The organism is Streptomyces sp. NPDC001544 (genome assembly GCF_042894285.1).
Classification (GTDB): domain Bacteria; phylum Actinomycetota; class Actinomycetes; order Streptomycetales; family Streptomycetaceae; genus Streptomyces.
The window spans coordinates 198,655-222,341 of record NZ_JBIAVN010000008.1 but is presented as its reverse complement, the minus strand read 5'-3'; the positions used below and the strand labels follow the sequence as shown (position 1 = coordinate 222,341).

At 70.7% G+C, this 23,687-nt stretch carries 18 protein-coding genes and 1 pseudogene; 14 read left to right on the top strand and 5 right to left on the bottom strand.

Translation table 11 applies throughout. The features are described 5' to 3' along the window. Positions 1-10: 10 nt before the first annotated feature. Together pruA and ACFY0F_RS22140 are read left to right on the top strand one after the other, a co-directional pair. A complete protein-coding gene (gene pruA / locus ACFY0F_RS22145; RefSeq protein ID WP_388796788.1) occupies positions 11-1,651 on the top strand; it encodes an L-glutamate gamma-semialdehyde dehydrogenase in 1,641 nt (546 codons plus the stop codon). 333 nt (positions 1,652-1,984) lie between these two features. Then, positions 1,985-2,539 carry a GNAT family N-acetyltransferase gene (locus ACFY0F_RS22140; protein WP_388796785.1) on the top strand — a complete coding sequence of 185 codons (555 nt, stop codon included), beginning with the start codon at positions 1,985-1,987 and terminating at the stop codon, positions 2,537-2,539. A 7-nt stretch (positions 2,540-2,546) separates the two neighbouring features. Here the strand turns inward: ACFY0F_RS22140 and ACFY0F_RS22135 are convergent, their stop codons facing one another. Then, a complete protein-coding gene (locus ACFY0F_RS22135; protein ID WP_388796782.1) occupies positions 2,547-3,539 on the bottom strand; it encodes an NADP-dependent oxidoreductase in 993 nt (330 codons plus the stop codon). Between the two features lie 104 nt (positions 3,540-3,643). On the opposite strand from ACFY0F_RS22135, the gene ACFY0F_RS22130 reads away from it, so the two are divergent. Both ACFY0F_RS22130 and ACFY0F_RS22125 read left to right on the top strand, forming a co-directional pair. Beyond that, positions 3,644-4,549, top strand: a complete 906-nt coding sequence (locus ACFY0F_RS22130) for a LysR family transcriptional regulator (protein WP_388796778.1) — start codon at positions 3,644-3,646, stop codon at positions 4,547-4,549. A gap of 226 nt (positions 4,550-4,775) precedes the next feature. Then, positions 4,776-4,907, top strand: a complete 132-nt coding sequence (locus tag ACFY0F_RS22125) for a hypothetical protein (protein ID WP_089098576.1) — start codon at positions 4,776-4,778, stop codon at positions 4,905-4,907. 57 nt (positions 4,908-4,964) lie between these two features. Here ACFY0F_RS22125 and ACFY0F_RS22120 read toward each other — a convergent pair whose 3' ends face one another. Continuing rightward, the gene (locus ACFY0F_RS22120; protein ID WP_388796775.1) at positions 4,965-6,527 is read right to left on the bottom strand and encodes a purple acid phosphatase family protein; all 1,563 of its coding nucleotides are present in this window, start codon (positions 6,525-6,527) and stop codon (positions 4,965-4,967) included. Between the two features lie 166 nt (positions 6,528-6,693). On the opposite strand from ACFY0F_RS22120, the gene ACFY0F_RS22115 reads away from it, so the two are divergent. The 5 genes from ACFY0F_RS22115 to ACFY0F_RS22095 all read left to right on the top strand — a co-directional run bounded on the left by ACFY0F_RS22115 (position 6,694) and on the right by ACFY0F_RS22095 (position 12,046). Then, entirely contained in the window at positions 6,694-7,737 is a 1,044-nt protein-coding gene (locus tag ACFY0F_RS22115) for a 3-isopropylmalate dehydrogenase (RefSeq protein ID WP_388796772.1), read from the top strand. Positions 7,738-8,020: 283 nt separating this feature from the next. Beyond that, positions 8,021-9,112, top strand: coding sequence for a branched-chain amino acid aminotransferase (locus ACFY0F_RS22110; RefSeq protein WP_388796769.1), 1,092 nt, complete (start codon positions 8,021-8,023; stop codon positions 9,110-9,112). Between the two features lie 80 nt (positions 9,113-9,192). Next, a complete protein-coding gene (locus ACFY0F_RS22105; protein WP_388796765.1) occupies positions 9,193-9,693 on the top strand; it encodes a hypothetical protein in 501 nt (166 codons plus the stop codon). 303 nt (positions 9,694-9,996) lie between these two features. Then, entirely contained in the window at positions 9,997-11,601 is a 1,605-nt protein-coding gene (gene cimA, locus ACFY0F_RS22100; RefSeq protein ID WP_388796762.1) for a citramalate synthase, read from the top strand. 13 nt (positions 11,602-11,614) lie between these two features. Next, entirely contained in the window at positions 11,615-12,046 is a 432-nt protein-coding gene (locus ACFY0F_RS22095) for a VOC family protein (RefSeq protein WP_388796759.1), read from the top strand. Between the two features lie 18 nt (positions 12,047-12,064). On the opposite strand, the gene ACFY0F_RS22090 is transcribed toward ACFY0F_RS22095, so the two are convergent. Next, the gene (locus ACFY0F_RS22090; protein ID WP_388796756.1) at positions 12,065-12,670 is read right to left on the bottom strand and encodes a GPP34 family phosphoprotein; all 606 of its coding nucleotides are present in this window, start codon (positions 12,668-12,670) and stop codon (positions 12,065-12,067) included. Between the two features lie 350 nt (positions 12,671-13,020). Between ACFY0F_RS22090 and ACFY0F_RS22085 the strand changes: the two genes are divergently transcribed. Both ACFY0F_RS22085 and ACFY0F_RS22080 read left to right on the top strand, forming a co-directional pair. Next, positions 13,021-16,035, top strand: coding sequence for a CIA30 family protein (locus ACFY0F_RS22085; protein WP_388796753.1), 3,015 nt, complete (start codon positions 13,021-13,023; stop codon positions 16,033-16,035). A 56-nt stretch (positions 16,036-16,091) separates the two neighbouring features. Further along, positions 16,092-17,480 carry a hypothetical protein gene (locus ACFY0F_RS22080; protein ID WP_388796750.1) on the top strand — a complete coding sequence of 463 codons (1,389 nt, stop codon included), beginning with the start codon at positions 16,092-16,094 and terminating at the stop codon, positions 17,478-17,480. Between the two features lie 15 nt (positions 17,481-17,495). Here the strand turns inward: ACFY0F_RS22080 and ACFY0F_RS22075 are convergent, their stop codons facing one another. Further along, positions 17,496-17,918 carry a MarR family winged helix-turn-helix transcriptional regulator gene (locus ACFY0F_RS22075; protein ID WP_388796747.1) on the bottom strand — a complete coding sequence of 141 codons (423 nt, stop codon included), beginning with the start codon at positions 17,916-17,918 and terminating at the stop codon, positions 17,496-17,498. 60 nt (positions 17,919-17,978) lie between these two features. Here ACFY0F_RS22075 and ACFY0F_RS22070 point away from each other — a divergent pair, with 60 nt between their 5' ends. Continuing rightward, entirely contained in the window at positions 17,979-19,145 is a 1,167-nt protein-coding gene (locus ACFY0F_RS22070; RefSeq protein WP_388796744.1) for an FUSC family protein, read from the top strand. A 256-nt stretch (positions 19,146-19,401) separates the two neighbouring features. Further along, positions 19,402-19,788 (top strand): annotated as a pseudogene (locus ACFY0F_RS22065) (ATP-binding protein); the annotation flags it as partial. Here ACFY0F_RS22065 and ACFY0F_RS22060 read toward each other — a convergent pair. Next, complete coding sequence (locus tag ACFY0F_RS22060; protein WP_388796741.1) at positions 19,789-22,062, bottom strand: tetratricopeptide repeat protein; 2,274 nt, start codon at positions 22,060-22,062, stop codon at positions 19,789-19,791. It abuts the pseudogene before it with no gap. A 135-nt stretch (positions 22,063-22,197) separates the two neighbouring features. Here ACFY0F_RS22060 and ACFY0F_RS22055 point away from each other — a divergent pair, with 135 nt between their 5' ends. Further along, positions 22,198-23,682 (top strand): ATP-binding protein, encoded by a 1,485-nt coding sequence (locus ACFY0F_RS22055; RefSeq protein WP_388796738.1) that lies wholly within the window; start codon positions 22,198-22,200, stop codon positions 23,680-23,682. The last annotated feature ends 5 nt before the right edge of the window (positions 23,683-23,687 follow it).

Here is a 23,687-nt window from a genome sequence, read left to right as displayed (position 1 = left end):
TACGGAACCCATGGACGCTGTGACCCAGGTCCCCACCCCCGTCAACGAGCCGGTGCACGGCTACGCCCCCGGCACGCCCGAACGCGCCCGGCTGGAGGCCAGGCTCAAGGAGCTGGCCGACAACCCGATCGACCTGCCCTGCACCATCGGCGGCGAGAAGCGGATGGGCGGCGGCGAGACCTTCCAGGTCGTCCAGCCGCACAACCACAAGGCCGTCCTCGGTACGTACCGCAACGCCACCCAGCAGGACGCGCAGGACGCCATCGACGCGGCCCTGGCCGCCGCGCCCGCCTGGCGCGCGATGTCCTTCGACGACCGTGCGGCGATCATCCTGCGCGCCGCCGAGCTGCTGTCCGGCCCGTGGCGGGAGACGCTCGCCGCCTCCACCATGCTCGGCCAGTCCAAGACCGCCCAGCAGGCCGAGATCGACACCCCCTGCGAGCTGGTCGACTTCTGGCGCTTCAACGTCGCTTACGCCCGCCAGATCCTCGCCGAGCAGCCCCCGGCCAACTCCCCGGGCGTCTGGAACCGCCTCGACCACCGCCCGCTCGAGGGCTTCGTCTACGCGATCACGCCCTTCAACTTCACCGCGATCGCGGGCAACCTGCCCACCGCGCCCGCGCTGATGGGCAACGTCGTGGTGTGGAAGCCGTCCCCGACCCAGACCCACGCCGCCGTGCTGCTCATGCAGCTCCTGGAGGAGGCCGGTCTGCCCAAGGGCGTCATCAACCTCGTCACCGGCGACGGCATCGCGGTCTCCGAGGTCGCCCTGGAGCACCGGGACCTCGCCGGCATCCACTTCACCGGCTCGACCAAGACCTTCCAGTACCTGTGGAAGACGGTCGGCAACAACATCGAGAAGTACCGCTCCTACCCGCGTCTGGTCGGCGAGACCGGCGGCAAGGACTTCGTCGTCGCCCACCCGAGCGCCGACCGCGCCGTCCTCAAGACCGCCCTGACCCGCGGTGCCTTCGAGTACCAGGGCCAGAAGTGCTCGGCGACCTCCCGGGCGTACATCCCGGCGTCCATCTGGAACTCCGGTTTCAAGGAGGAGTTCGCCGCCGAGGTCGACGGCATCGCCATGGGTGACGTCACCGACTTCTCCAACTTCATCGGCGCGGTCATCGACGAGCGTTCCTTCGCCAAGAACAAGGCCGCCATCGACCGCGCCAAGGCCGACCCGGCCTGCACGATCGTCGCGGGCGGCAGCTACGACGACTCGGTCGGCTACTTCGTCCGCCCGACGGTCGTCGAGTGCACCGATCCCGAGAACGAGGTCTTCACCACCGAGTACTTCGGTCCGTTCCTCGCCGTGCACGTGTACGACGACAGCTCGCCCGAGAAGTACGACGAGATGCTGACCCAGATGGAGTCGGTGTCCGACTACGCCCTGACCGGCTCGGTCATCGCGAACGACCGCGCGGCGGCGGCGTACACGATGGAGAAGCTCCGCTACGCGGCCGGCAACTTCTACATCAACGACAAGTCGACCGGCGCGGTCGTCGGCCAGCAGCCCTTCGGCGGCGGCCGGTCCTCCGGCACCAACGACAAGGCCGGCGCCCCGCAGAACCTGATGCGCTGGACCCTGACCCGCGCCATCAAGGAGACGCTGGTCCCGCCGACCGACTACACCTACCCGCACATGGGCTGACCGCCTTAGGCCCTGTCGTTTGGATCATCCCGGCGTCGCGGGGTCTGGCACGCACATCTGCGGCGTTGTCGTCGGTTGCCAACTCCCCCACTCTCGACTTCGCTCGAGCGGGGGGACCCCCATCGCGTTGCCGCCCTCCTCCGCCTTGCAGCTGCACGCACCAGACCCCGCTCGGGCCGGTCAGAAGGCGCCGTTACCTCCAGCCGGCCTGGTCCAAACGACAGGACCAGCGCGCACGGGCCGGGAAGCCTGCCACAAGCGTGGCTTCCCGGCCCGTTTCCATCGCCCGAGCCACCTCTCGCAGCTCGAAATCGGCGCCGGGACACTGGGGCCATGACCACTGCCTCGCCCGCCCCCGGCCTGCGCACCGCGCACACCGCCGACCTCACCCCCGCCGAACTCCGCGCCGCCCGTGCTCTCTTGGACGTCGCCTTCGAGAACGACTTCAGGGACGGGGACTGGGAGCACGGGCTGGGCGGCATGCACGCGCTCGTGCACGACGAGGCGGGACTCGCCGCCCATGGATCCGTCGTGATGCGACGCGCCCGCCACCAGGGCCGCTGGCTGCGGGTCGGATACGTCGAGGCCGTCGCCGTACGGCCCGACGTGCGCCGCACAGGCCTGGGCGGCCGGGTGATGGGCGCACTGGAGCGGATCGTCGACCGGGCCTACGACCTCGGCGCCCTCTCCGCGAGCGACGACGGCGCCCGTCTCTACACCGCCCGAGGCTGGCAACCGTGGACCGGCCGCATCCACGCCCTCTCACCGGACGGGATCGTCCACCTCCCGGAGGAGGAGGGCACCACCTATGTGCGCCCCGCCCTCGCCGCCCCGCCCGACCCCGCCCACGAGCTGCTCTTCGACTGGCGGGACGGCGACGTGCTGTGACGGCCCGTCAGGCGGCGCGCACGAGGATCTTGCCCGTGTTGCCGCCCCTGAGCATCAGCAGGAACGCCTCCACGATCCGCTCGAACCCGTCCACCACCGTCTCGTCCGCCACCAGCGCCCCACTGCGCAGATGCGGCACGGCGAACTCGTACAACTCCTCCTGCACATCGGCGTAGTCGCTCACCAGGAATCCCTCCATGCGCAGGCGCTTCTCCACCATGTCGGCGTGGTTGTACAGCACGGGAGGGGCGTCCGGGGTGTTGTACTGGCCGATCGTGCCGACCCGCACCACCCGCCCCCGGTTCCGCAGCGCGCCGATCGCCGCGCCGAGGTGGTCGCCGCCGACGTTGTCGACGAAGACGTCGATGCCGTCGGGGGCGGCCCCGGCGAGGAGTTCGGCGACCGGGCCGGTGCGGTAGTCGATGGCCGCGTCGTAACCGACCTCCTCCGTCAGGTACTTGACCTTCTCCGCGGAGCCCGCGCTGCCCACCAGCCGGCCCGCGCCCAGCAGCCGGGCGAAGCGCCCGGTGGCCGTGCCGACCCCGCCCGCCGCTCCCGAGACGAACAGGTCGTCGCCCTCGCGGAGCCGGGCGATCCGGGTCAGACCGACGTACGCCGTCAGACCCGTGCCGCCCAGCACACTCAGGTACGCCGACAGCGGCACGCCCTCGTGACGGGGGAGGCGCCTGACCTGCTCGGGACGGACCAGCGCATGGGTGCGCCATCCGTGCCGGTGGAAGACCACCTCGCCCTCCGGGAGGTCCGGATGCCGGGAGGCGACGATCCTCCCCAGGGCGCGGCCCTCCAGCGGGGCGTTCAACTCGAAGTCGCCGTCCATCATTTCGCGGTGGTAGGGGTCCACCGACCAGTAGAGGTTCTCCACCAGGGCGGTCCCGGGGACGGGTTCGGGGACCGGGGACTCGGCGAAACGGAAGTCGTCGGTGGTGGGGAACCCGGTCGGGCGGGCGGTCTGCTGCACGGTCAGCGCGGTGTCGGTCATGGCAGCCGACCGTAGGCAGGAATGCCCCGGCCGGGCAGAGGGTTGCGTTCATGGAACCGGCCGATCCATGAACAGGCCTCATAGCAGCAGGTGGGAGCGCCCGAATGACCTCCGTCGACCTTGCCCCGCAGGAGCTGAGGACCCTGGTGGCCGTGGCGGAGGAGGGGAGCTTCTCGGCCGCCGCCGTGCGGCTCGACGCCACCCAGTCCGCCGTCTCCCACGCCGTGCGCGGCATCGAACGCAAACTCGGCGTCGTGCTGTTCGAGCGCGGCCGGTACGGCGCCCGGCCCACGGCGGCGGGCGAGCGCGCGGTGGCGCACGCCCGGAGGGTGCTGCGCCTGCTGGACGTCCTGGTCGCCGAGACGCGGGGTCCGGCGACGGGCACGATCGAGGGCGTGCTGCGCATCGCCGCGTTCCGCAGCGCCGCCCTGCACCTGCTGCCCCGGGCCCTGGAGTCCCTCGCCGCACGCCACCCCGGCATCGAGGCCACCGTGACCGTGATCCGGGAACTGGGCGCCGGTACGGCCGGTGAGGTCGCCGCGGGCCGCGCCGACCTGGGCATCGCCACCCTCGGCACCGGCTCGCCGGTCCCGGCGGGCCTCGTCGGCGACGTGCTGCTGGAGGAGCCGTACTCGCTGGTCCACCTGGCCGGGCACCCCGCGCCGCGCTCGCTGCCCCTGGTCGACTGGATGGAGAACTGCGGCTCCTCCACCCGCGCGTGGTGGGCCGCCCAGGACTGGATCCCGGCCGCGACCGTGCGCGCCGAGGACGACGGGGCGGTGCTGTCCATGGTGGGCAGCGGTCTGGGCATGGCGATCATGCCCGCGCTGTCCCTCACCGCCGTCCCGCCCGCCGTCGAGATCACCGACCTCGGCCCCGCGCGTCCCACCCGCACCGTCGGGTACGTCACCACCCCTGAACTCGCCGCGACGTCGGCCGTCCGGGCACTCGTCCGGGAGCTGCGCTCACTTCATCCCCGGGCCAGGAAACCCCAGGTCACCGCGGTGTGACCCGGTTCGCCGTCTCAGATAGTAGGAAGTCCGAGTAATTGTGCAGACAGGAGCGCGCCCCTCCCTTACTTTTGTAGAAGCCGAACGTCTCGCTCGATCCAGCGAATGGCGGTCGTGAGCCGGGCCCCGTGCAGGCAATCCCTGCGGCCACGCGCTCCCCGCCCCATCCGGCGTCTCGTAACCCCCTGTCTCTCCGCACCCCCATGTGCCGAAGGAGTGGATCCCCATGGCCGAGACGACCGTCCGCCGCCGAGTCCGCCACGTGTCCCGCACGAGTGAGTCCGAGCGCAAGAACGCCGCAGCCGCCCTCCAGCGCGCCCTCGACCGCCGGGACAACGGCGGCGAGACCGGCCACTGAGCAGGCCGCGGCGCCCCACCATCCGGGAGCCGCACCCGTGCGAGGTGCGACGCGGCCTCACCCGCCGCGTCGCACCTCGAAGTGGTCCACCCGCTTGCCGTCCTGAGCCAGCGCCGACACCTTCAGCCTCGGCGACGCGCCCGCCCGCGCCTCCACCGACAGCAGCGAGAAGCCGGTGTACCGCACCCGCGACCACTCCACCGTCTCCTTGTGGGAGACCTTCCCCTTGCCCCAGTAGAAGGTCTTCACGGCGTCGTGCCGGGTGACGTGCCCCTCGTAGCTGTCCTTCACGCCCGACGGGAACGAGTACAGGTCCCGGCCGCCGCCGCCGGCGGTCACGTACACGATCCCGTCCCGGGCCGGGTCCGTCGACCCGCCGACCGGCACCGCCCGCCCGACGCGCCCGTCCTTGATGGCGTCCGTCCGCTCGTACACGTGGTTGTGACCGTTGATCACCAGGTCCACCCGGTGCTTGGCGAACAAGGGCAGCCACTCCTTGCGGATGCCGCCGTCGGAGGCGTGCTGCGAGGTCGAGTAGGCGCAGTGGTGGAAGAACACCACCACGAAGTCGACGCCCTTCGCGGCCCGCAGTTCGCCCAGCGTGCGGGCCAGCCACCTGGTCTGCCTGCCGCCGGAGTAGCCGAGGTTGGCGGGGATCTCGTACGACACGTCGTTCGCGTCCAGCGCCACGAAGCCGACGTCGCCGTAGGTGAACGCGTACACGCCCGGCGCCGAGCGCGGGTCGAAACCGCTGTCCGGGAGGGAGAAGCGGGCCAGTTGGCCGCCGTAGCCGTCCGGTGAGTACCAGGCCTCCATGTCGTGGTTGCCGGTGGTCACCATCCACGGCACCGACCTGGCCACCGGCTCGTTCTGCTTCAGGAACAGGTCCCAGTACTTGGGGTCGTAGCCGTCCGACTTCGAACCGGTCCCGTTCACGTCCGCGTAGCAGATGTCGCCCGCGTGCAGATGGAAGGCGGGCTTCAGCCGCAACAGCAGATGGTCGTTGGCGTTCGCGCCGACGCTCACCCCCTGGTCGCCGAAAGCGGTGAACACGAAGCTCTCCGGGGCCGCGGGGGCGGTGCGGAACGAGGTGATCGTCGAGCGGTGCGCCGGGGAGGCGGGGTCCCAGCCGTCGTGGCCGACCCCGTAGTAGTACGTCGTGCCGGGCCTGAGGCCGTCCAGGGCCGCGTGCACGTAGTACTGCTCGACCGCCGGCCGCACCCCCTGCACGCCCGGCGTGTGCAGATGACGCACCTCCGCCTCGACACGACGGCCGAGATCGTCCGGCCGCAGACCGACGCGCACATACGGTTTGCGCACCGCGAACGGCACCTGCCAGGAGATCCGCATCCTGGTCCGCGGGTCGGCGCCGAAGGCCAGATGACGACCGAACGGCGCCACGACCGAGCCGGAGACATGTGAGCCGGTCGGGGCCGGGGCGCCCGACGTACGGGCCGGCGCCGCCGTACCGCCGCAGCCCGTCAGCAGCCCGCCCGCCACCGCGCCGGCCGACACCAGCGTGCGGCGCCGGGTGAGCCGAGTGCGCAGGTACTCGTACTGCTCGGCCATGCTCATCCGCTCCGCGAGGCGCCGCGGAATGCCGAAGTCGGGGATCTCCATGCCGTCAGAAGTTCCCAGCGAATCCCAACAACGCCCCTGCATACGGGTGAACGGCGGCCAACAGGATGACGCCCGCCCCTCATCCGGGCGCCCCCGCCCAGCCCGCGCGCTGTCCGTATGGCGGACAGCCCGTGTCATCACATGGGACGAGGAGTAGTCTGCCGACATGTCTCCCAGCATCGACCTCGCAGTGATCCCCGGTGACGGCATCGGGCAGGAAGTCGTGGCCGAAGGCCTCAAGGTCCTCTCCGCTGTCCTTCCCGAGGATGTGAAGCTGGAGACCAAGGAGTACGACTTCGGCGCCAGGCGCTACCACGCCACCGGTGAGACCCTCACCGACGCCGACCTCGACGCCCTGCGGCAGCACGACGCCATCCTGCTCGGCGCGATCGGCGACCCGTCCGTGCCGTCCGGCGTCCTGGAGCGCGGCTTCCTGCTCAAGCTCCGCTTCGCCTTCGACCACCACGTCAACCTGCGTCCGTCCAAGCTGCTGCCGGGTGTCGCCACCCCGCTCGCGGGCGAGCCGCAGATCGACTTCGTCGTGGTCCGCGAGGGCACCGAGGGTCCGTACACCGGCAACGGCGGCACCATCCGGAAGGGCACCCCGCACGAGGTCGCCACCGAGGTCTCCGTGAACACGGCCTTCGGTGTCGAGCGCGTGGTCCGCGACGCCTTCGCCCGCGCCCAGGCCCGCCCGCGCAAGAAGCTCACCCTCGTCCACAAGAACAACGTGCTGGCCTTCGCCGGTCACCTCTGGACGAACATCTTCAACAAGGTGGCCGAGGAGTACCCCGACGTCACCACCGAGTACATCCACGTCGACGCGGCCACCATCTACCTGGTCACCCAGCCCGAGCGCTTCGACGTCATCGTCACCGACAACCTCTTCGGCGACATCATCACCGACCTCGCCGCGGCCGTCTCCGGCGGCATCGGCGTGGCCGCCTCCGGCAACATCAACCCCAGCCGCGAGTTCCCGTCCATGTTCGAGCCCGTCCACGGCTCGGCCCCTGACATCGCCGGCCAGGGCAAGGCCGACCCCACCGCCACGGTCCTGTCCGTCGCCCTGCTGCTTCGCCACCTCGGCCACGAGGCCGAGGCGACCCGTATCGAGGAGGCGGTCTCGGCCGACCTCGGCGAGCGCGCCCAGCTGCCCGCCCGCTCCACCTCCGAGATCGGCGACGCGCTCGCCGTACGAGTAGCCGGCTGACCCTCCCCCAGAGCCCGAAAGGCCTGGGGGGACCCCCAGCTCTTTCGAACCTCTCGAAGCCGCCGGGTCGCATCCGAGCCCGGCGGCTTCCCCCATGTCCCCGCCGGGTGCCACCATCAACCCGGGGCCGCATTCACCCCGATTCCTTCCGGCACCGCCCTCCACGGGATAATCGAACGCGGAGCCGCGGTACGAAGGAATGCTCGGACGTCCTAGCACTGGCCGGAAGGCGGTACGGGCGTGAGCGCGGCCCGTCACTACAACCGGTGAAGGACAAGCACTCATGACGACGCCCACGATCGAGCTCAAGCCGTCCGCCCATCCGCTCCCCGCAGCCGAGCGCGAGGCGATCCTGGCGAACCCCGGATTCGGCCGCCACTTCACCGACCACATGGTGACGATCAAGTGGACCGAGGGCCGGGGCTGGCACGACGGTCAGCTCGTTCCGTACGCGCCGATCCCGCTCGACCCGGCCACCAACGTCCTGCACTACGCCCAGGAGATCTTCGAGGGCCTCAAGGCGTACCGCCGCCCCGACGGATCCGTCGCCACCTTCCGCCCGGACCAGAACGCCCAGCGGTTCCAGCGCTCCGCCCGCCGCCTGGCCATGCCCGAGCTGCCCGTCGAGACCTTCATCGAGGCCTGCGACGTCCTGGTCCAGCAGGACAAGGACTGGGTGCCGGCGCACGGTGGTGAGGAGTCCCTCTACCTGCGCCCGTTCATGATCGCGACCGAGGTCGGCCTGGGCGTGAAGCCCGCCAACGAGTACCTCTTCCTCGTCATCGCCTCCCCGGCCGGCGCCTACTTCCCGGGCGGCGTGAAGCCCGTCTCCATCTGGGTCTCCGAGGACCGCGTCCGCGCCGTCCCCGGCGGCATGGGCGACGCCAAGACCGGCGGCAACTACGCCGCGTCCCTCCTCGCCCAGGCCGAGGCCGCCGCCCACGGCTGCGACCAGGTCTGCTACCTCGACGCGGTCGAGCGCAAGTGGGTCGAGGAACTCGGCGGCATGAACCTGTACTTCGTGTACGACAACAAGATCGTCACCCCCACCCTCACCGGCTCCATCCTGGAGGGCGTCACCCGCGACTCCCTCCTGACCCTCGCCCGCGACCTCGGCTACGAGACCGAGGAGGGCCGCGTCTCCGTGGACCAGTGGCAGCGCGACGCCGAGAACGGCACCCTCACCGAGGTCTTCGCCTGCGGCACCGCCGCCGTCATCACCCCCGTCGGCACGGTCAAGCGCTCCACCGGTGCCGACTGGAAGCAGACGGGCGGTGAGCCCGGCGAGGTCACCCTGAAGCTCCGCAAGGCCCTGCTGGACGTCCAGCGCGGCATCACGCAGGACGAGCACGGCTGGATGCACCGCATCGGCTGACCCCGGTCGCACCCCTGGGCCACCCGGAGTCCGTGTCCGCGGTGGCCCCGAGGGGCGGTGTCATCCGGTAGAACAAACGGGTGAACTTACTGGTCTGTGCGGCTTGTGGCCGCCGTCTCGGCGAGCCGCTGCGGCTGCTTCCCGTGCTGCCCGAACGCCCGGAGCGCACCAGGGGCCCGAACCCGGACGGCTCGCGGCACGCCCCGTCGACCGTGCCGCGCGGCACCTACGCGATCGACCCCGAGCCGAGCGGGGCGCCGTACGTGCCGCATCCGGACCCGGAGTGGTGCGGGGCGGCGCTCCCCGGCGTGGCCGTCGCGGACCCCGACGGGCCAGGGTTCCTCGTCTGCGCCGGGCCGCGCGACACCCTGGTCGTCCACCCCGAGGACACCCGAGGATTTCTGGAGCCCAATCCCGCCTCCACGGAGATCGGGTGTTGCGGCCCCCCTGGGCAGCAGGGGCCGAACCGGGTGTGCCCAGGGTGCGGGGCGGAGGTGGCGACGATGTTCGCCGACTGCTCGGGGCCGTACGAGACCCACTTCCTGCCCGACGCCGTGCGGGTGGTGGCTGACACCGAGTGAGCCGGCGACCGCATTCTGAGACGGTCGGTGAGCCGGGGACAGGGCTGTGCCAGACTGCCCCCGTGCTCTCGTTCGCCATGATTATTGGCAGCAGGCGCGCCGGTCCGCAGTGACCACCACGTACGACCAGGTACGGGTGGCCATCGTCGTCCTCGACCCGCGCGCAGACCTCTCGCACCCGCGAGGGGTTTTTTCGTTTTCCGGCCCACCTTCAGCCGGGAACGAAGCGCGAGGGACTATGAGGGGACGGTGGAGCCGGTCATTGACGGTAAGACCGAGATTCAAAACAGGAGCCCTGAGACCATGACCGAAACCAGCCGGCTGGACGATACGTTCCACGTCTTCGACACCACCCTGCGCGACGGCGCCCAGCGCGAGGGCATCAACCTCACCGTCGCCGACAAGCTGGCCATCGCCCGGCACCTGGACGACTTCGGCGTGGGCTTCATCGAGGGCGGCTGGCCCGGCGCCAACCCGCGGGACACCGAGTTCTTCGCCCGTGCCCAGCAGGAGATCGACTTCCAGCACGCCAAGCTGGTCGCCTTCGGCGCCACCCGCCGCGCCGGCGCCAAGGCCGCGGACGACCCCCAGGTCAGGGCCCTGATCGAATCCGGCGCCCCGGTGATCACCCTGGTCGCCAAGTCCCACGACCGGCACGTGGAACTGGCGCTGCGCACCACCCTCGACGAGAACCTGGAGATGGTCCGCGACACCGTCTCCTTCCTGCGCGAGCAGGGCCGCCGGGTCTTCGTCGACTGCGAACACTTCTTCGACGGCTACCGGGCCAACCCCGAGTACGCCAAGTCGGTCGTCCGGACGGCCTCGGAGGCGGGCGCGGACGTGGTCATCCTCTGCGACACCAACGGCGGCATGCTCCCCGCCCAGGTCCACGCGGTCGTCTCCACGGTCCTCGCCGACACCGGCGCCCGGCTCGGCATCCACGCCCAGGACGACACCGGCTGCGCCGTCGCCAACACCCTCGCCGCCGTCGACGCCGGCGCCACCCACGTCCAGTGCACGGCGAACGGCTACGGCGAGCGCGTCGGCAACGCCAACCTCTTCCCGGTCGTCGCCGCCCTGGAACTGAAGTACGGCAAGAAGGTCCTCCCCGACGGCCGGCTCCGCGAGATGACCCGCATCTCCCACGCCATCGCCGAGGTCGTCAACCTCACCCCCTCCACCCACCAGCCCTACGTCGGCGTCTCCGCCTTCGCCCACAAGGCCGGCCTGCACGCCTCCGCCATCAAGGTCGACCCCGACCTCTACCAGCACATCGACCCCGAGCTCGTCGGCAACACCATGCGCATGCTGGTCTCCGACATGGCGGGCCGCGCGTCGATCGAGCTCAAGGGCAAGGAACTCGGCGTCGACCTCGGCGGCGACCGCGAACTGGTCGGCCGGGTGGTCGAGCGGGTCAAGGAGCGCGAGCTCAAGGGCTACACCTACGAGGCCGCCGACGCCAGCTTCGAACTGCTGCTGCGCGCCGAGGTCGAGGGCAGGCCCCTGAAGTACTTCGACGTGGAGTCCTGGCGTGCCATCGTCGAGGACCGCCCCGACGGCACCCACGCCAACGAGGCCACCGTCAAGCTGTGGGCCAAGAGCGAGCGCATCGTCGCCACGGCGGAGGGCAACGGCCCCGTCAACGCCCTGGACCGGGCCCTGCGCGTGGCCCTGGAGAAGATCTACCCGGAGCTGGCCGCCCTCGACCTGGTCGACTACAAGGTCCGCATCCTGGAGGGCAAGCACGGCACCCAGTCCACCACCCGGGTCCTGATCTCCACCTCCGACGGCAAGGGCGAGTGGTCAACGGTGGGCGTCGCGGAGAACGTGATCGCGGCGTCGTGGCAGGCCCTGGAGGACGCGTACACGTACGGCCTGCTGCGGGCGGGCGTGGCGCCCGCGCAGTGAGCACAGTGGGGGTATGACCGAACGCGAACACGACAGCAGCCCTCTGGCCCGGGCGCGCGTGGCGACCAGGCTGCCGGCCCGGGACCTGGACCGGGCCAGGCGCTTCTACCGTGAGCAACTCGGACTGGAACCCCTCGACGAGCGGCCCGGCGGGCTGCTGTACCGGTGCGCGGGGGCGGACTTCGTGGTGTTCCGCTCCACGGGCGCCTCGCCGGGCACGTTCACCCAGATGGGGTTCGAGGTCGACGACCTCGACGCGGCCGTGGCGGAGCTGAGGCGCCGCGGCGTGGTGTTCGAGGAGGTCGACGCGCCGGGACTGCGCACCCGGGACGGGATCGCCGAGATCGAGGGGAACTACCCGAGCAAGGGCGCCCGGGGTGAGCGCGGCGCCTGGTTCCGGGACAGCGAGGGCAACCTGCTGGGCATCGGGCAGCCGACCCAGTAGCGGGGAGCGCCAGGCCCGTCAGAACGCCCGCCAGACGTTGTCGAACGCCGCGTCCTCGATACGTCGCCGCTGCCGCACGGCCTCCAGCTCCGTCAGCGCACCGTTGACGGCCGCCAGGACGGTCACCACCGCGTCGTCGGAAAGGTCCTCCGGCGCCGCCTCCGCCGCACCCTCGGGAATCCCCAGCGCGCCCGCGAGACCGACGAGCACGGGCTCGCGGGAGGCCCAGCGGTCGGCGGCCTGCCGCCGGGCCGGCGACTCCTCGGTGGCGCTCCGCTCGCTGCGCCGGCCCGGCCGGCGGCGGGATCCGGCGGCCCGCCCCGACGCGTCCAGGTCGTCGGCGTAGGCCGTGGCCAGGCCGCTTCCCCGGCGCCACAGCCAGTCCTCGACCGACTCGTACGGCGCCCGACGGCTGAGCGCCGCCCCCGCCTCGTCCAGCAGCCGGTCGCCCGTGACCGGCTGCAGACCGGGCACGATGCGGTCGTCCTCCAGGGTGACCCCCTCGGCGGCGATCAGATCAAGCAGTTCCGCCCCAGCGAGGGCGAGCGACAGGTCCCCCCGTTCGACGGGCCGACTGGACGGGACGTCCAGCGTGACGATCAACAGGTCCCGCGCTGTGGTCATGTCGGGCTCCAGGTCTCGGGCGTGGTCGGGGACTGCGGGCCGGAGGTGTTGCCCGGGGCGAGCGGAGCGGCGGCCGCCGTCGCCTCCCTCCCCCCATCGTCCGCCCTGAGCCAGGGGCCCGCCCACCGCGGGCTTCACCGGCGGACGGCCCGCTCGGCGCGGATGGCCCCGGCGGTCCGGACGGCCCTGGCGGTCCAGGCGGCACGGGTGGGCCGGGACGGCAGACCTTCGCATGGTGTCCGGCCCTTTCCGACTCGGCTGACGGAACGTCTTGACGGCTGCGTGGGCCGTCAGTTGACTCACGGCGTGATCTGAGTGCCGAGTGAACCACGAGAGCCGAGGGAAGGTCCATGCCGAGAACCGCCCTGCTCGTCTCCGCCGCCCTGCTCACCGCCGTGCTGTCGCCGACCGCCTCGCACGCGGCCGACGACCCGCCCCCGACGTCCGTCGACCGTTTCGAGGGCGAGGTCCCCTTCGCCTCCCAGCCCGCCGAGGGCATCTTCACCTGGGGCGGCGACACCGACGACCCGCCCGCACTGTCACTCGCCGCCCGCCCGGACGCCCCGGAGGGCGAGAAGGTCCTCACCGGCAGCTACGACATCAGCGGCTACGGCGGCTTCTCCCACGACTACGCCGCCACCGCCCCCGCCCACGACTGGTCCGCCCACAAGGGCATCCGCTTGTGGTGGGACGGCCGGGACAACGGCAGGAAGATCGCCCTCGAGATCAAGGACGGCGGCGCGAACGGCGAGGCCTCCGAGCTCTGGACGACCTCCTTCACCGACGACTTCAACGGCTGGAAACAGGTCGAGATCCCGTTCAGCGACTTCGTCTACCGAACCGACTACCAACCGGTCGGCGGCATCGACCACGTCCTCGGCCTCACCCGGATGTGGGGGTACGCCGTCACCCTCCCCGCCGGCACCAAGGGCACCTTCGCCATGGACGACGTCGAGCTGTACGGCAAGGCCGACCAGTCGCTGCGCGCCTCCGTCACCACCGGCCCCGCCGTCCACCCCGTCAAGGAGGGCGGCACCGCCTCCGTCGAGGTCACCGTCGCCACCAGCGGCTCGGCCCCGACCGACGAACCCGTGACGGTCGCCTACGAGACGGCGGCGACCGGCACCGCCACCCCCGGCAAGGACTACACCCCCGTCTCCGGCACCCTCACCTTCCCGGCCGGCACCGCCTCCGGCACCTCGCGGACCATCAAGGTCCCCACCCTCAGGGACCGCACGGCCGAGTCCGCCGAGACGATCCCCCTGAAGCTCACCGTCACCGGGGCCAAGGCGCCCGCCGAGACCCCGCAGATCGTCATCGACGCCCACGGACTGCCGTACCTGGACAGCAGGTTGCCGGTGCGGAAACGGGTCGCCGACCTGCTCTCCCGGATGTCCCTGGCGGAGAAGGCCGGCCAGATGACCCAGGCCGAGCGCGGGGCCGTGGGCAGCGGAAGCGACATCGCGACGTACGACCTCGGCTCCCTGCTCTCCGGCGGCGGCTCGACGCCCACGCCCAACACCCCCGGGGCCTGGGCGAAGATGATCGACGACTTCCAGCTCCGGGCGCGGGCCACCCGCTTCCAGATCCCCCTGATCTACGGCGTCGACGCGGTCCACGGTCACAACAACCTGGTCGGCGCCACGATCATGCCGCACAACATCGGCATCGGCGCCACCCGCGACGCCCGCCTCGCCCAGCGGACAGGCGCCGTGACGGCCGCCGAGGTACGGGCCACCGGCATCCCCTGGGACTTCGCCCCCTGCCTCTGCGTGAGCCGCGACGAACGCTGGGGCCGCTCCTACGAGTCCTTCGGCGAGGACCCGGCCCTGGTCCAGTCCATGGAGACCGTCATCCAGGGCCTCCAGGGCCGGGCGAACGGCGCCGACCTGGGCCGTAACGACAAGGTCCTCGCCACCGCCAAGCACTTCGTCGGCGACGGCGGAACCGAGTACGGCTCCTCGACGACCGGGTCGTACACGATCGACCAAGGCGTCACCAAGGTCACCCGGCAGCAGTTGGAGGCCGTCCACCTGGCGCCCTTCCGGACGGCCGTCGACCGGGGCATCGGCACCGTCATGCCGTCCTACTCCTCCCTCGACATCGTCGGTGACGGGCAGGGTCCGGTGAAGATGCATGCCCGCGCCGACATGATCAACGGCGTGCTCAAGGGCCGCATGGGCTTCCACGGCTTCGTCGTCAGCGACTGGAACGCCATCGACCAGCTTCCCGGCGACTACCCGTCCCACGTCCGCACGTCGGTCAATGCGGGCGTGGACATGATGATGGTCCCCTCCACCTACAAGGACTTCACCACCACTCTGACCGACGAGGTGAAGACGGGCCGGATCAGCGAGAGGCGGATCGACGACGCGGTCTCCCGCATCCTCACCCAGAAGTTCCGGCTGGGCCTCTTCGAGCACCCTTACGCCGACACCACCGGCGCCGCGAAGATCGGTTCCCCGGCCCACCGGGCCGTCGCCCGGCAGGCCGCGGCCGAGTCACAGGTGCTGCTGAAGAACGCGGGCGGCCTGCTGCCGCTGCGGAAGAACCAGAAGGTGTACGTCGCCGGATCCAACGCCGACGACATCGGTGACCAGACCGGCGGCTGGACGGTCACTTGGCAGGGCTCCTCCGGGAACATCACGCCCGGCACGACGATCCTGGAGGGGATGCGCAGGGACGGCGGGGACATCACGTATTCCAAGGACGCCTCCGCACCCCTGACCGGCTACGACGTCGGCGTGGTCGTCGTCGGCGAGACCCCGTACGCCGAGGGCGTCGGCGACGTCGGCAACGGCCACGACCTCCGGTTGTCCGCCGCCGACCAGGCAGCCGTGGACAAGGTGTGCGCGGCGATGAAGTGCGCGGTGCTGATCGTCTCCGGACGCCCGCAGCTCATCGGCGACCGGCTCGGGAAGATCGACGCCCTGGTCGCCTCCTGGCTGCCGGGCACGGAGGGCGACGGCGTGGCGGACGTGCTGTACGGCAGGCGGCCCTTCACCGGACAGCTCCCCGTCACCTGGCCCCGGTCCGAGGCCCAGCTGCCGATCAACGTGGGCGACGCCTCGTACGACCCGCAGTTCCCGTACGGCTGGGGCCTGACGACCCTGACCGGGGTGCCGAAGGGCGGCGCGTCGACCCTGCGTGCGCTGGCCGCCGCCGCTACCGCGGCCGAGAAGGCGGGCGCGGACGGGACCGGACGCCGGCTGGTCACGAAGGCGCGCCTGATTGTCCAGCACAGGGCGGGGCAGAAGATCACCCCGGCGGTGGCCAAGCCCTTCGCCGACGCGGACCACCTGCTGGCGACGGGCCGGTACGGGGCGGCGGTGCGTGAACTGCTGGAGGCGTACCGGGCCGTCTGAGATCGGCCGGGTGACCGGACAGTACTGTTTTGGGGGGCTTCGGGTAGCTTCGAAGCATGAAGGGCGTACGGATCCGAAGCCTCCCGGTGCTGTTGGCGGCCCTGGTGCTCGCGGTGATGACCGCGCTCGCGCCGCAGGCCGCGGCCGCCACCAGGAGCTCGACGACCAGCATCTCGACGATCGCCGAGGCCCTTCGCAAGGGTCCCGTGTACGTCGACCCGTCGGCCTCCGCCGAGCTGCCGGCGGCCGAGGCCGACGCGCTCGCCAAGCAGATCAAGCAGGCCGGCAAACCGCTCTTCATCACGGTCCTCCCGGCCGGCTACCCCACCCGCAACCTCTTCACCGACCTGCGCACCGCCACCGGTGTCACCGGCCTGTACGCCATCCGCCTCGGCGACCGCTTCGACGCCCGCGCCGACTCCTCCGTCCTGCCCCGAACGGCCGTACGGAACCTGACCACCAGCGTCCAGGGCGAGAGCGCCACCGCCCAGCTCACCGACTTCACCGACCGCGCTCTGGCGAACATGGGCGGCAAGGCACCCGCGTCGTGGGGCAACTCCTCCGGCGGCGGCACCGGCGTCTCCACCACAGGCCTGATCACCACGGCCGCCGTCCTGGTGGTCTGCGGCGCGGGCGCGTACGGCCTGGTCCGCCGCAACCGCCGCCGCCACGTCGAGGAACAGCGGGCCGCCCTCGACCGCCTGCGGGTGGTCGTGGACGAGGACATCACCGCCTTCGGCGAGGAACTGGACCGCCTCGACTTCCACCCGGCGGAGGCGGGCGCCGACGACGCCATGCGCGCGGACTACGAGCGGGCCCTGAACGCCTACGACAACGCCAAGCAGTACATGGAGGACGCCCGCAAACCCGAGGACGTCCGCGCCGTCACCCAGGCGCTCGAGGACGGCCGCTTCTCCCTGGCCCAGCTCGCCGCCCGGCGCGAGGGCCGCCCCCTGCCCGCCCGCCGCCCGCCCTGCTTCTTCGACCCGCGCCACGGCCCCTCGGTCACCGACGCCGTCTGGACACCCCCCGGCGGCGCCGCCCGCGAGGTCCCGGTCTGCGCGGCCGACGCGACCCGCCTCGCCGACGGCCGCGACCCGGTCGTCCGCGAGGTCGACACCGACTACGGCCGCCGCCCCTACTGGGACGCGGGCCCCGCCTACGGCCCCTGGGCCGGCGGCTACTTCGGCGGCGGGATCCTGCCCGGCCTGCTCGTCGGCACTCTGCTGGGCAGCGCCATGGCGGGCCCCGCCTACGCGGCCGACTACGGCGCCGGATACGGCGACTTCGGTGGCGGTGACTTCGGTGGCGGCTACCAGGGCGGGGACGTGTCGGGGGCGGACTTCGACTCCGGGGACTTCGGTGACTTCGGGGGCGGGTTCGGGGACGGCGGGGGAGGGGACTTCGGCGGGGGCGGCGGAGGTGACTTCGGCGGGGGCTTCTGAGGGGGGAGGGGAGCGTTACGGCGCTTCGGCCAGCCGTTCCATCAGCGCACCCGCCAGCGCCAGCACCCCCCGCTCCGTCTCGCTGAGCGACGCGAACGCCCCGGCCAGCCAGGCGTCACGCTCGGCCATGTCCCGCTCCAGCGCCCGCCGCCCCTCCTCCGTGAGGGACAGCACGGACTGACGGCGATCGGCGGTGCTCGCCTCCCGCACGATCAGCCCGTCCCCCTCCAGCTCGGCGAAGACCCGGGTCAGCGACTGCGGCCGCTGCCGCTCCACCGCAGCGATCTCCCCGGGCGTGGACGGCCCGTGCCGGTGCAGATGCCCGAGCACGGTGAGCTGGTTGGGGCTGAGACTGCCCTCGCCGCGTTCGTGCCGGAGGCGGCGGTTGAGGCGGATGATGCCGGCGCGGAGATGGGCGGCTTCGGAGAGGTGTTCCACGTGTAGATACTACGCATGCGCGTACTACTGGGAGAAGTGAATGGCGGATACTCTCGGGTCGTGACCCTCAAACTATTACGCAACGCGTACGAAGCGGCTCTGTCGATGACAGCCGTGCTCCTCTGCTGGGCCATCGCCCTGTGGCTGGAGAGCGAGGCCGGACTGCACACCGATGTGCTCGTCCTCGCGGTCGCCCTGACCCTCACCCTGTACTCCACCCAGCGCACCGCGGACACGCGCCGCAGGCTCACGGCGCTGCTCCTGATCCCCGTGACGGCGGGCGCGGCCCAGTTGCTCGGCCGGCTCATCGCCACGCACTACGCCGCCGGGGCGGCCCTCTACACGCTCGGCATCTCCCTGGCCATCTGGATCCGCCGCTACGGTCCCACCGCCGCCAAGGCGGGCACCCTCATGACCCTGCCCTTGGTCGCCCTCCTGGTCGTCCCGGGCCCGGCGCTGCCGCCCGAGGCGCAGGGTGCGCTGGTGAACTGGGCGTGGTCGGCGCTCATCGGGGTGCTGGCGTGTGGGTGCGTGTGGCTGGTGCAGGCGACGGCGGATCGTTACGGCCCCTGGCCCGCCGGTGCCGAGGAGGCCGCGCCCCGCCGTGCCTCCCGCCTCCACCCCCGCCCCAGTACCCGCATGGCCGTACAGATGGCGGCCGCCGTCGCCGCCGCCTTCGCCCTGGGCCGGCTCCTCTTCGACCACCACTGGCCATGGCTGGTGCTCACGGCGTACGTCGCCGCGAGCGGCAACCGGGGTCGAACGGACGTCGTACGCAAGGGAGCCGAGCGCTTCGTGGGCGCCTCCGTGGGCACGCTGCTGGCGACGGGCGTGGCGGCGGCAGGCGTGACGGGCCGAACCTCGGTCGCGCTGATGTTCGCCGTCCTGGCGGTGGCGTTGTGGCTGCGCCCGCTCAACTACGCGTACTGGGCCGCCGGCATGACCACCGCCCTCTCCCTCCTCCTCGGCTATTTCGGCCAGGACGCGACGAGTCTGCTCCCCACCCGGCTGGAGGGCATCGCCCTGGGCGCGGCCCTGTCGATCGCCTCGGCCTGGTGGCTGCTACCGGTGCCGAGGCGGAGGGTGGTCACCGCCAATACCGAGCCGCATACCGCTCCCCGGAGGCGTGCCACCGCGCCGGCGGAGACACCCCGTTCGCTGCCGCCGTCGGCTGATCCGGATGCAGCCCGAGCCGCCGCAGGGCCCGAGCGTCGACCGAGAGACTGACCCGGCCGTAGGGGTCCCCGTCGCTCATCCGCCTGCAGAAGAGGTCGCACCGAAGCTCTTCCGCCGCGAACGGCATCCAGTCGATGCCGCGTTCCCGCAGTCAAGCCCAGAGGACGTGGACGGGGTTCGGCTGCCCCGGCGCCTTGCTGCACGAGAGGACGAAGACCCAGTCGGTCTCTTCAGGAGGGGATGCCGTCAAGGAACTCACTCCAGGTGGAGGGGGAGAGGGCGAGGGTGGGGCCGGCGGGTCTCAAGCCCCCACACCCGCGAGGCCTTCTATCGCCGCGACCGCAGATCGGTACGCCTGGCCAGGGACTTCGCCCGTACGGCACTGATGGACTGGCAGGCGACGGCGCGCACGGACGACGTACTGCTCTGCGTAAGCGAGTTGGCGACCAACGCGCTGCTCCATGGCGTCCCGCCCGGCCGTGGCTTCACCCTGCGTGTGACCGTGCACCCCGGCGGCGTCCTACGCATCGAACTCCATGACAGCGGACAAGGCGACGTCCAAGTCCCCGACCAGTCCCCGGAGTCGGAACACGGCCGGGGCCTGCTGCTGGTGGCGGCCCTCGCCGACAAGTGGGGGGTGGGGGAACGGAACCCGGGCAAGGTCGTGTGGTGCGAGTTCGAGGTAAGGGAGTGACTACAACCGGGCGTTCCGACGGGCCTTGGCGGCCAACTCGGGGGCCTTGGCCCGCGCGTATGCTTCGGCGCTGGCAGTCCAGGCCGTTCGTGCTTCGAGGTGCCTCCCTTGCCGTTCATGAAGGAGTGCGGTGTTCCAGCGGACTCTGCCCACGTTGTACCAATCGCCGAGGGCTTCGTACACTGCCTCGCACTTGAAGAAGCACTCGGCGGCTGTTTCAAAATCCTGGAGGTCGCTCAGGAGCGAGCCGACATTGCTCCAGGCTGTGGCCTCGCCGTGGTGATCGCCTAGTTCGGCGAAAAGGTCTGCTGCGTTTATGTAGGCGTTTGCCGCTGAGTCGTGATCAGGCCCTCCTCTCAGGGCTGCGCCCAAATTGATCCATGCTGTTGCCTCGCGCTGTCGATCCCCCAGCCGGGCGTAGATCTGCTGGGCGCTTCCGCACGCCTGGGCGGCTTCCTGGAATCGGTGAAGCTCACTGAGGGTCATTCCGAGGTTGTTCCAGGCCATCGCCTCTCTGTGATGGTCACCCAGCCGCGAAAACAGTGCCCGGCTGTGGCTGTGCATCTGCGCGGCGATGTCGTACTGCTCCCACTCGTGCATGCAACGGCCCAGGTTGGTCCAACTAGCTGCCTGGCCGCTCAGATCGTCCATCGAATATGCCAGGCGGAGGGCGTGGGTGTGAGCGATGGCGGCCTCACGATACTGACGCAATTCATGGTGCGCATTCCCCGAGGAAGACAAGGAGAACAACTCCAGAATTTGGTCTCGGTCCCGCCGCGCTGCTGCATGTAGGGCATCAGAGACAGTCACACCGTCAGTGAAGTGCCGCCGGAAGTGGAGATATCTGTCGATACAAACTCCCAGAGCTGTTGCGGCCGTCCTGTGCTCCGCCTTCTCTGCCCACAACACGGCATTGACAAGAGAAGCGTGTTCGGCGTCCAACCACGCCAATGCTGCATCCTGGCTTGCAAAGAGATCGGGTGCGCCCTCCACCGCTTGGCCGTGCAGGAGCCGGTCGGCGGAAGCCGCGTGCTGAAAGAGATGCTGCAGCAGCCGGGTCCTGGCTTCCGTGGCTTCCTCGATGAATGGCTGCTCACCGGCACTGATGGAAGAGGCGTAGGTGCGCAGGAGGTCATGCATGTCCCATCGGTTGCCTTCGGCAGAGGGGGTGATCAAGGAAGCGGCGACCAGATCGTCGAGTGACCGCAGGAGTTCCTCGGACGCCGTGGCGCTCAAGGCGAGAGCTGTATCGAACCCGAAGTCTGCACTCGGAGCCAGTGCGAGCAGGCGGAACAGCCTGCCCTGCTCCGCATCCAAGCGTTGATAACTGACCTCGAACACCGGGCGCAGTACGAGTGGCGTCTCGTACTGATCCAGCCCCGGTGCCTCTAGCCGGCCTACTCGGTCGGCCGCCGCCTGGAGTTGGTCGGTCAGCATGGAGACGGGGCGTGGCCTGCTTCGATGAAGCAGTGCTGCGGCGATGAGCAGGGCCAGGGGCAGGCGCCCGCACAGGGCGGCGAGGCGTCGTACGGCGTCGGGTTCGTCGCGGACCCGGGGGTCGGCTGGGTTCCTGGCGCCCAGGGACTGCTCGATCAGACTGACCGCTTCATTCTGGGAGAGCGCGCTGAGCTGGATCGAGCGTGCGGTGAGGGAATCGAGAGAGTCCCTGGAGGTCACCAGCACGCGATGCCTCGTATCCCCAGGTAACAGGGGGACTACCTGGGCGGCCGCCGATACGTTGTCCAGGACGATCAACACCGACTCACGCCGGTCGAGCAAGGAGCGGTACAGGGCGTACCGCTCCTCCGGCACGGCAGGCAGATGCTCGTCCTGAACCCCGAAGGCGCGGAGGAAGGACAGTACCGCGTCCTCGGGGGCCACTGGTGAGGCGTCGTAGCCTCGCATGTTGACGAAGAGTGTCCCGCCCGGGAAGCGGGCGCGTACGGCATGGGCCACCTGCACTGCCAGGGCTGTCTTGCCGACGCCGCCGAGCCCGCTGACGGCGCAGGTCAGCACGGGGCCGTGAGCGTCGGACACGGTTGGGTCGAGCGTCTTCAACAGATCTTCGATGTGCTCGGCACGGCCGGTGAAGGCGGTCGGCGGTGCGGGCAGCGCGGATGTGGCGGTGGGGGGTGGCGCCGGCGGGTGGTGGTGCTCTGCCTTTCCCACCACAGGTCCGTGGAACGTGCCGTTCCGAAGGTCGATGTGATCGTGACTGGCCACCGGATCCCCCACTGCTTCCCGCCCTTTTGCGTACTGCTCATCCTGGACCACGGCATGAGACGACCCGGGTTTAGAGCGGGGGGTGGATTGGATCATCCTCGTCTGGTAGTGACCGCTCCCGCTGGCTCTCGTTAAGGGAAACGTACTTCCGGGAAACGTACTTCCCGAACCTGCCAGGAGGAACTTATGCCCCGGTCCCGCGCCCACCTCCCGAAGCCCCCGGACATGTTCGCCCGTGACTGGGAGTGGAGCGAGCTCACCGCCTTCGCGGGGGATGAAGGCCCGGAGGCCACCATGGCAGTCGTCTCCGGTCGACGGCGGCAGGGCAAGTCCTTCCTGCTCGACTCGCTCGCCCGAGCGGCCGGGGGCTTCTACTTCTGTGCTTACGAGGCCACAGAGGCCGAGTCGCTGCGCCGTTTCGGCGAGGAACTCGGTCAGTACAGCGGCAGCATCGCTCCCATGCGGTTCGACCGCTGGGAACAGGCGATCGACGCGCTCCTCGATCTAGGGAAGGCACGGCCACTCCCCGTTGTCATCGACGAGTTCCCGTACCTCGCCAGAGCGAACCCCGCGCTGCCCTCGATCGTGCAGGTGGCGTACGGCCCGCGGCGGCCGGAGCGACTCAACACCCGTACCCGCCTCCTGCTCTGCGGCAGCTCGCTTTCTTTTATGGGCAAGTTGCTCAGCGGCACCTCGCCCTTGCGCGGCCGCGCGGGACTTGAGCTCATCGTCCAGCCGCTGGACTTTCGGCAGGCCGCAGCCTTCTGGGGCATCGTTGATCGACGGCTCGCGGTGCTCGTACACAGTGTGGTGGGTGGTACGCCGGCATATCGTCGAGAGTTCGTGCGCGATGACGTACCCGAGGACCTGGCCGACTTCGACGCCTGGGTCTGCCGCACGGCACTCTCGCCGCGCTCACCCCTGTACCGAGAGGCGCGCTATCTCCTGGCGGACGAATCCGACCTGCGGGACCGGGCCCTGTATCACTCTGTTCTCGCCGCACTCGCGTCGGGCAATGCCACGGCAGGACGCATCGCGAGTTGCCTGGAGCGTCCCACCAGCGACATCACGCATCCGCTGACCGTCCTGCAAGACTGCGGCCTTGTGCGCCGGGAGACGGACGCCTTCAGGAACAACCGCAGTGTTTACCGGGTTGCCGAACCGCTGATCGCCTTCGACCACGCCGTCTCCCGACCGAAACTGCCCCTGCTGGATCGCGGCATGGCCGAGCAGGTCTGGGAAGTCTCCCGCGCCCGCTTCCTCTCCGCGGTCGTGGGCCCGCACTTCGAGCAGATCTGCCGTGAGTGGGTGGTCCACTTCGCGGCGCCGGACACCTTCGGCGGTATGCCCATCGACGTTTCCTACGGGACCGTCCCGGACCAGGCGGCCCGTACAAGCCATGAGATCGACGTGGTGGTGCGGGGCGCCGTAGGCCAGGACAACGGGGTTCTGCTCTCCCTGGGAGAAGCCAAGTGGGACCAGGTCATGGGCGTCGCCCACCTGGAAAGACTCCGTCACGTCGAGGCGCTACTGGCCGCACGGGGGAGGGACACCTCGTCCCTGCGTCTCGCGTGTTACAGCGGAGCGGGGTTCACGGACGAACTACGCGCCGCCGGGAACCGGGGCGAGGTGGTGCTGGTGGACTTGGAACGTCTGTACGGGGGTGAGTGAAGTGT

Coding starts and splice junctions, on each gene's coding strand:
- pruA (WP_388796788.1), top strand. CDS start 11: ATGGACGCTGTGACCCAGGTCCCCACCCCCGTCAACGAGCCGGTGCAC.
- ACFY0F_RS22140 (WP_388796785.1), top strand. CDS start 1,985: ATGACCACTGCCTCGCCCGCCCCCGGCCTGCGCACCGCGCACACCGCC.
- ACFY0F_RS22135 (WP_388796782.1), bottom strand. CDS start 3,539: ATGACCGACACCGCGCTGACCGTGCAGCAGACCGCCCGCCCGACCGGG.
- ACFY0F_RS22130 (WP_388796778.1), top strand. CDS start 3,644: ATGACCTCCGTCGACCTTGCCCCGCAGGAGCTGAGGACCCTGGTGGCC.
- ACFY0F_RS22125 (WP_089098576.1), top strand. CDS start 4,776: ATGGCCGAGACGACCGTCCGCCGCCGAGTCCGCCACGTGTCCCGCACG.
- ACFY0F_RS22120 (WP_388796775.1), bottom strand. CDS start 6,527: ATGGAGATCCCCGACTTCGGCATTCCGCGGCGCCTCGCGGAGCGGATG.
- ACFY0F_RS22115 (WP_388796772.1), top strand. CDS start 6,694: ATGTCTCCCAGCATCGACCTCGCAGTGATCCCCGGTGACGGCATCGGG.
- ACFY0F_RS22110 (WP_388796769.1), top strand. CDS start 8,021: ATGACGACGCCCACGATCGAGCTCAAGCCGTCCGCCCATCCGCTCCCC.
- cimA (WP_388796762.1), top strand. CDS start 9,997: ATGACCGAAACCAGCCGGCTGGACGATACGTTCCACGTCTTCGACACC.
- ACFY0F_RS22095 (WP_388796759.1), top strand. CDS start 11,615: ATGACCGAACGCGAACACGACAGCAGCCCTCTGGCCCGGGCGCGCGTG.
- ACFY0F_RS22090 (WP_388796756.1), bottom strand. CDS start 12,670: ATGACCACAGCGCGGGACCTGTTGATCGTCACGCTGGACGTCCCGTCC.
- ACFY0F_RS22085 (WP_388796753.1), top strand. CDS start 13,021: ATGCCGAGAACCGCCCTGCTCGTCTCCGCCGCCCTGCTCACCGCCGTG.
- ACFY0F_RS22080 (WP_388796750.1), top strand. CDS start 16,092: ATGAAGGGCGTACGGATCCGAAGCCTCCCGGTGCTGTTGGCGGCCCTG.
- ACFY0F_RS22055 (WP_388796738.1), top strand. CDS start 22,198: ATGCCCCGGTCCCGCGCCCACCTCCCGAAGCCCCCGGACATGTTCGCC.